The organism is Achromobacter sp. (genome assembly GCF_057314935.1).
Genome location: NZ_DBHKZA010000186.1, coordinates 1 through 2,184, shown reverse-complemented (window position 1 = coordinate 2,184; position 2,184 = coordinate 1). Strand labels below are relative to the sequence as shown.

At 64.7% G+C, this 2,184-nt stretch carries 4 protein-coding genes and 1 pseudogene; 3 read left to right on the top strand and 2 right to left on the bottom strand.

Annotated elements, in window-relative coordinates:
* Window positions 1-142: pseudogene (locus tag ACO6D5_RS29950) on the bottom strand (7-carboxy-7-deazaguanine synthase); the annotation flags it as partial.
* A gap of 128 nt (window positions 143-270) precedes the next feature.
* Window positions 271-576 (bottom strand): NIPSNAP family protein, encoded by a 306-nt coding sequence (locus tag ACO6D5_RS29945; protein WP_485827418.1) that lies wholly within the window; start codon window positions 574-576, stop codon window positions 271-273.
* Between the two features lie 145 nt (window positions 577-721).
* Between ACO6D5_RS29945 and arfB the strand changes: the two genes are divergently transcribed.
* From arfB to ACO6D5_RS29930, 3 genes are all read left to right on the top strand, one after another.
* Window positions 722-1,138, top strand: coding sequence for an alternative ribosome rescue aminoacyl-tRNA hydrolase ArfB (gene arfB / locus ACO6D5_RS29940; RefSeq protein WP_169274526.1), 417 nt, complete (start codon window positions 722-724; stop codon window positions 1,136-1,138).
* Window positions 1,139-1,226: 88 nt separating this feature from the next.
* Window positions 1,227-1,574, top strand: coding sequence for an ArsR/SmtB family transcription factor (locus ACO6D5_RS29935; RefSeq protein ID WP_006224444.1), 348 nt, complete (start codon window positions 1,227-1,229; stop codon window positions 1,572-1,574).
* A 45-nt stretch (window positions 1,575-1,619) separates the two neighbouring features.
* The coding region (locus ACO6D5_RS29930) for an oxidoreductase (RefSeq protein WP_485827417.1) at window positions 1,620-2,184 on the top strand (565 nt) is incomplete at its 3' end.

The window sequence follows — 2,184 nt, the reverse complement described above, 5'->3', positions numbered from 1 at the left end:
AGGTGCAGGCGGCGCTGGCGCGGTCGCTTTCGCGGCCCGTCCAGAGATTACAGCCAGCAAACCGGCAAAATACCGCCGCGCGGCCTGCGTGGGCGCCTTCGCCTTGCAGGGTCTTGAAGATTTCTTTGGCGGAGTAGGTCATAAGGGGAAATGGCGGGTGCGGGTGGCCGGGCGCCGCAAATAGTCGAGCAAAAGCGCACTATTTTACTTCCAGCGGCGCCGGCGCGCCGAAAGACCCCGCGCGGCGCCGGCTTTGGGGAGTGATCCCCTTTATTCGAAGACGGGGCGGAAGAAGCTGCGTTCGTAGCTGACGATACAGCGTGTTTGCACCGCATAGGCGTAGGCCTGCTGGCAATCGGCGTCTTTCAGCGAGTCCTGGCGGTAGGTTTCGTAGGCGCCCAGGCTGGGGAAGGAAAACAGCGCCAGCGCTATGTTGTTCGCGCCTTCCGAGGGCAGGAAGTAGCCGTGGTGCGTGCCGCCGAACCGCTCGACCAGCGGAATCCACATCTTCGCGTAGGTTTCGAACTCGGCGATCGCATTGGCGTCGATGACGTAGCGCAAATAGCAGGTGATCATGGGGAAAGGGGCCTGGGCGGTGAAGGTGGCGGAGGGGGGGCTGCGTGCACGGCCGGCGCATTGTAGCGACCCGCGTCGCCGGCAATCAACGGATCCGCGCGCCCCGTGTCGTCGCCGCCTGCCTGATCTTGTAGACTCCCGGCCTATGTTCCACATCCAAGATTCCCTTTATCTGGACGAGCGCGACCTGACGTTCACCATGATCCGCGCGCAGGGCGCGGGCGGCCAGAACGTCAACAAGGTCTCCAGCGCCGTCCATCTGCGTTTTGACGTCCGTGCGTCGGGCCTGCCGCCCGAGGTCCAGGACGCCGTCTGCGCCGTCAGCGACCACCGCATCTCGAAAGAGGGCGTGATCGTCATCAAGTCGCAATCCTTCCGCAGCCAGGAAAAGAACCGGGTTGAGGCCATCGAACGCCTGCTCGGCATGCTGCGGTCCGCCCTTGAGGTGGACAAGCCGCGCCGCGCGACCAAGCCGACGCGGTCGTCCCAGCGCCGGCGGGTGCAGCGCAAGGTCCAGCACGGCGAGGTCAAGCGCCTGCGCGGGCGCGTGCAGGGCGACTGAGGCAGGCCAATAGCCCCATGCGCCACAGGGGCATGACTATATATCGGACAACAACGATATATGATTCGATAAATTGCGATATACAAATATGACCGCATCCCCTTCAACCCCCGATCAGACCGACGTGCAGCCCGCTATCGACGCCGACGCCATCCTCAAGGCGCTGGCGAACCCGGTGCGGCGCGACATTCTTGTCTGGCTGAAGACGCCGCAAGCGCATTTCGAAGAGCGCCCGGGCCACACCTTCGAGCATGGGGTGTGCGCGGGCCACATCGATCACCGCTGCGGCTTGTCGCAGTCGACCGTGTCGTCGCACCTGGCCGTCTTGCAGCGCGCGGGCCTGATCTCGGCGACGAAAGTGGGGCAGTGGGTCTTTTTCCGTCGCAATGAACCCGTAATTGCCGCGTTCCTGCGGCAGTTGAACCAGGATATGTAGTCAGCCCTACACGTTGCGCCCGTTTCCCGGGCGGAAGGATTTTGCATGAGCTCCCTGTTTGAACCCCTGCGCGCCGGCGACCTCACGCTGCGCAACCGCATCGTCATGGCGCCGTTGACCCGCCAGCGCGCCAACGAAGGCCGCGTGCCCAGCGACCTGATGGTCGAGTACTACTCACAGCGCGCCGACGCCGGCATGATCCTGACCGAAGCCACGTCCGTCACGCCGCAGGGCGTGGGTTATGCGGACACGCCGGGCCTGTGGTCCACCGAGCAGGTCAAGGGCTGGCGCAAGGTCACCTCCGCCGTGCACGCCAAGAATGGCCTGATCGTGGCTCAGTTGTGGCACGTGGGCCGCATTTCCGACCCGGTTTTCCTGAACGGCGAACTGCCCGTCGCGCCCAGCGCCATTGCGGCCGGCGGCCACGTAAGCCTTGTGCGCCCCAAGCGCCCGTATGTCACCCCGCGCGCGCTGGAAACGGCCGAGATCCCGGGCGTGGTCGAAGCCTATCGCCACGGCGCCAAGATGGCACAGGAATCCGGTTTCGACGGTGTGGAAGTGCACGCCGCCAACGGCTACCTGCTGGACCAGTTCCTGCAAGACAGCACGA